This window comes from Acinetobacter sp. ACNIH3 (assembly GCF_002918965.1).
GTDB lineage: Bacteria > Pseudomonadota > Gammaproteobacteria > Pseudomonadales > Moraxellaceae > Acinetobacter > Acinetobacter schindleri.
The window spans coordinates 1-4,884 of sequence record NZ_PQLP01000084.1; the positions used below are offsets into that span (position 1 = coordinate 1).

Consider the following 4,884-nt stretch of genomic DNA (forward strand, 5'->3'; position numbering starts at 1 on the left):
CATAAAAAGCAGTTAAAGCTACAGCAAGAACAAGCGATGAAGCTGAAACAACGCAAAAGCATGAATAGAAATGGGCCTTCCCTATGAGCAATCAAAACGATTTAGACGACCAGTTATATATTTTATTAGCCTCCATGAAGGAATACAGGGAAGCCATAGCAGATGATAATAAGCGATTAGAGACGTTTTACAACAAGGTAGCTAGTGGGGTACTAGAACAGAGCAAAAAGACCCTAAATAACGCAAATCAGGAAGCTACACGCGCCCTTCAAGGTCGTATTCAGGAGTTAGATAAAGCCACCGATAAATTGAACTACAGATTTATTGCCTTGTTGTGTGCAATTTTCCTTAGTCTGGTATTAGTTTTCCTGTCTTTTATATTTTTATTTATTCCAAGTTTTGATGAAATCCAGCAGCGTCGAGCAGAAGCAGCTTGGTTAGAACAGAGTTACAATCTAGATATTAAAAATTGTAATGGTAGAGCTTGTGTACGGATCATGAAAAATGACTGTCACGGAACGAATAAAGATTACTGTGTGATTGATCCTAAATAATTACTGGTAAGTACTTTGCTCGGTTCTTCTCTTAATCTTATCAATACCGGATGTCGCAAAGTGGCTCGACTTTGAAACATGGCAAAAGCCATATTTCAAAGTGTCGAGCTTTACTTTTCATTTTTTATGTCCTATCTATTTGTCATAAGGAAGCATACTTTCATAGCACTAATAGTGGACTTAATAATGAGAATGTATTTGATTTTCCTGGCTTTTATAATAATATTTTTTATTTTAACTCTAGTTGTTAAATCCAATAATGATCGGAAAAAATTTGAAGTATTCAATGAAATAGAGACAACAAACAAGTTGATACAAAAAAAACCATAATTTTTTTATGGTTTTTATATTTTCAAATAGTGTTTTAGCAAAAATAATTAAATTTCGTATAACAACCATTATGTTAAATGGAGTCTTTATGAGAAATTAATAATCTATGTTTGTTTGAGATTGAAGTATATTTAAAAAAATTAAGTTGTTTTTTTAAATGCATAACTTCATCTTTTAGTTTTTTGATTTGTTGATCTCTTTCGTCCCGTATAGGGGAAGTAAGTTCACCAAATTTTTTAACTAACTGGCTATATTCAATCAAGTTATTGTAGTCAAGTTCGAAATCTCCGCTTTTTATATATTTAAGTATAGTCGAGCGAGGTTTTCTATACGCTATAGCAGCATCACTGATCGAAAATTTTTTTAAAAAGTGATGATGTTGACTTAGCATATTATTTCACTTAAGAAATTATTAATTTGGTATATATATGTTAATGAAATTAACATATATAAGATATAAATCTTCAATCATTGTTGGTTGATAATTGAACGTTTACTTTAAACATAACCTACTCTGATAATTTTTCTATTATTAAATCAATACGCTTTTAAGAATTTATATTATTAACATAATACACCTTATACGAAATACAACTGTTTTTTCCTTCAAGATCATTATATTAGAGATTGCCGCCTTGAATCATAGAGCAACAAGGCGGCAACTTTTCTATTTTTTATGTTCCACGCTTACTATTTGATCATTGTTCCACGGTTTTGATTAGATATTTTAATTATTAAACTTCTTCCAGTAATAGCCGAGCGAGTGTCTACGAGCGACCACTTGGCATTAAAATTTCGCCCCTGCCTTTTCCCTGATTACAAGCTCCCTTTTGCTTCATAACGAAAGATACAGAGCATCCCGAATGGGTGCGAACTCTATTAGTCAAATTCTAGACGAGCGAAGCGAGCATAAAGACTACTGAGCGAAGCGAAGGCATAGTTTCTTTTTTATTAAATTTTCAATTCATATTTGAAAAAAAACAGCCCCTCAACCGAGCGAAAGCGAGGTTAAAACGTCCGAGCTTTAGCGAGGGCATAGGGCTGTTTTCATGCCTGCTTAGGCTTTTATATATATTTTAAAGCTTTTAAATGCTTTTACGCGAGCTGTAAGTCGCTCTATGCCTATGTTTCAGCTTGTATAAGCACACAAATTCTCTTGTATAAGCACACAAATTCTCTTGTATAAGCACACAAATTCTCTTGTATAAGCACACAAATTCTCTTGAATTCCACACAGATTATATGTAGTGTGTAAATACACATTAATAATAACGTGTACTTAATATGAAGAATGGTTTAGTTGTGAAAGATAATGCATTAATAAACGCCAGCTATAATTTGGAACTAACAGAACAGCGTTTAGTGATGCTTGCGATTATTAATGCAAGGGAATTGGGGCAAGGCATCACAGCAGACAGTAAGCTTGAAATACATGCTAGTGATTATGCAAAGCTATTTAATGTATCACCTGATGCGTCTTATAAGGCCTTGAAAGAGGCTGTAAATAATCTATTTAATAGACAGTTTAGCTATACCGCTGAATATAAAAAAACTGGAAAGGTCGGTGTTGTTCGCTCTCGTTGGGTGAGCCGGATTTTTTACGTTGACGACTTAGCGTTATTAGAAATTACTTTCGCTCCTGACGTGGTGCCCTTAATTACTAGGTTAGAAGAACATTTTACTAAGTACGAGGCTAAACAAGTTGCCCATTTAACAAGTAAATATGCGACTAGGCTTTATGAGTTATTAATTTCTTGGCGTGAAGTTGGTAAAACACCAATTTTTGAACTTCAACAATTACGTAAAAATTTAGGTGTCGAAGATGATGAATATCAGCGTATGCACCACTTTAAAAGTCGTGTATTAGAAACAGCTATTACTCAGATCAATGAGCATACAGACATTAAGGCTACATATGAACAGCATAAGCAGGGACGAACAATCACTGGGTTTTCATTCAAATTTAAGCAAAAGCAAATAAGAACTGAGGCTAAAAAAAATAAAAATATAGGAGATTTTTTTAACCGAATGACTGATTCACAACGTCTTAAGTTTGGATCTAAACTTGCCTATGATGAGCGTGTACAAAGTGAATATAGCCACTTAATTGGTACTGGAAATTATGAACAATTCGGACAACTTTTAGCTGAAATGCTAGCAGAAAAAAGACACTTTGAAATGTTCTTTCCTTTGCTTGTAGAGCATGGTTTTAACGTATAAAAAAGCTTTCTTAGTAAGTTTTTAAGATAATTGAACTAACTAGATAATATTTAGAATTATCAAACTATGAGACAAAAAAATTGTTCTTATAAGATAATATTTAAAAATTATTTTTGGAGAATGTTTGTGAAAAAATGGATATTAAGTACTTTAGCAGTACTTTTATTAGTAGGTTGTGCGACAGTAATTCCTTATAACCAGAAGGCAATGAGCTTACAAATAGGCATGACGAAACAAGAAGTAGTATCTCTATTAGGAAATCCAAAAAAGGTGGCTGCAAGAAAGACACCGCAAGGTTTTGAAGAGAAATATTCTTATTGGGGGCTATCAAGAGTAGGTTATATCAGCATGGATAATGAAATGCTTTCTCAAGATAGATTATATGTCACCTTATTAGATGGAAAGGTCATTGAATGGGGAGATAAATATGATCCATCTACAATGATGGACAAAAATTTAGAAATCACTCAAAAAACGGCCGAGCAATATAGACAACTTTATCAAAATAAAAACTAATTAGATTTAAGGTTAAATAACTCTCTATCTCTATCTTCTGTTAAATACTCGTTGAGTTCAGCGAGTATTTTTTCTTTATTGGCTTCATTGGCATTCATTTTTTTAATCAAATAAGAACCAAGCAAAATTTTACGTCGAGTATCATCCTTTCTTTCCTGCTCTTTCTGCTTTGACTTCTCTCTAGCTTCGATAGCTTGTTTACGAGCCTTTAACTGTTTCAGCTTCTCTAACTGGGCTTCAATTTTCTTTTCAAGAGTTTCAGCAGCTTTTGTCATGATTCAGATTTCGGGATATAGAAAACCACTCAAGCATAAGGCCCTATGAATTGAAATTCAAGCGGGCTATATGCTATCGTGTTTTTCATGAAATGCGCACTTACGACTTGGATTTCATCCAAGTCAAAGTTTGCGTAAGGGGATACCCCTTAACCCCAAAAAATTGCTACGCAATTTTTTAAAAGCAAAAGCAAAACCATCACAAGGCTAAGGCATGGCAATTTATCACTGTACGACTAAGACCGTTAACCGAAGTTCGGGACGAACTGCGGTTGCCTCTATGGCTTATCGTGCAGGAGAAAAGTTGACAGATGAACGGACAGGATTAACGCACGACTTCACGAAAAAAGAAGGTGTAGTGTATACAGAGATTCTTTCTAACTTGGATACTGAATTAGACCGAAGCAAAGTGTGGAATCTGGCGGAAAAATCAGAAAATCGGAAAGATGCCCGAACCGCACGTGAATGGGTAATTGCTCTACCGGACGAGCTGGATGAAGAACAGCGAAAAGAACTAGCAAGAGAGTTTGCCCAATCTTTAGTAGACCGTTATGGGGTGGTTGCAGATTTAGCGATTCATGCACCTAGCAAAGGTGGAGATGATAAAAACCATCATGCACATATCTTACTGACAACTCGCAAAGCAGAATTAGATACTGAAAATAAACTGGTCCTCACTCAAAAATCGGAAATTGAGTTAAGTAACACCAAAAGAAAAAGCTTAGGCATGGGAACAAGCCAGGAAGAAATTAAACAGATTCGAGCCACCTGGGCAAACTTAGCCAATCATGCTCTGGAATATGCAGGGTATCGGGAAAGAATCGACCACCGCAGTTATGCCGATCAAGGTAATCAGCTACAGGCCACCATACATGAAGGCAGTAAAGTCACCCAGATGCGCAGAAAGGGCATAGATACTGAAATTAGCCGTTTCAACGACACGATCAAACAGCAGAACAGTCAACAGCTCCAATACAAACAACAGCACA

General features: G+C 35.1%; 6 protein-coding genes. 4 read left to right on the forward strand and 2 right to left on the reverse strand.

Translation table 11 applies throughout. The features are described from left to right. The first annotated feature begins 83 nt into the window (after positions 1–83). Entirely contained in the window at positions 84–554 is a 471-nt protein-coding gene (locus C3420_RS16270; RefSeq protein ID WP_065995588.1) for a hypothetical protein, read from the forward strand. A 403-nt stretch (positions 555–957) separates the two neighbouring features. On the opposite strand, the gene C3420_RS16280 is transcribed toward C3420_RS16270, so the two are convergent. Continuing rightward, a complete protein-coding gene (locus tag C3420_RS16280) occupies positions 958–1,275 on the reverse strand; it encodes a hypothetical protein (RefSeq protein WP_103851348.1) in 318 nt (105 codons plus the stop codon). Between the two features lie 893 nt (positions 1,276–2,168). Between C3420_RS16280 and repM the strand changes: the two genes are divergently transcribed. Continuing rightward, the gene (gene repM, locus C3420_RS16285) at positions 2,169–3,104 is read left to right on the forward strand and encodes a replication initiation protein RepM (RefSeq protein ID WP_004282229.1); all 936 of its coding nucleotides are present in this window, start codon (positions 2,169–2,171) and stop codon (positions 3,102–3,104) included. A 120-nt stretch (positions 3,105–3,224) separates the two neighbouring features. Next, positions 3,225–3,620, forward strand: coding sequence for a hypothetical protein (locus C3420_RS16290; RefSeq protein WP_225456473.1), 396 nt, complete (start codon positions 3,225–3,227; stop codon positions 3,618–3,620). Here C3420_RS16290 and C3420_RS16295 read toward each other — a convergent pair. Beyond that, entirely contained in the window at positions 3,617–3,895 is a 279-nt protein-coding gene (locus C3420_RS16295; protein ID WP_005264925.1) for a hypothetical protein, read from the reverse strand. The genes C3420_RS16290 and C3420_RS16295 overlap by 4 nt on opposite strands. Positions 3,896–4,109: 214 nt before the next feature. On the opposite strand from C3420_RS16295, the gene mobQ reads away from it, so the two are divergent. Next, positions 4,110–4,884, forward strand: a 775-nt coding sequence (gene mobQ / locus C3420_RS16300) for a MobQ family relaxase (protein ID WP_103857248.1), incomplete at its 3' end; no start/stop codon positions are given.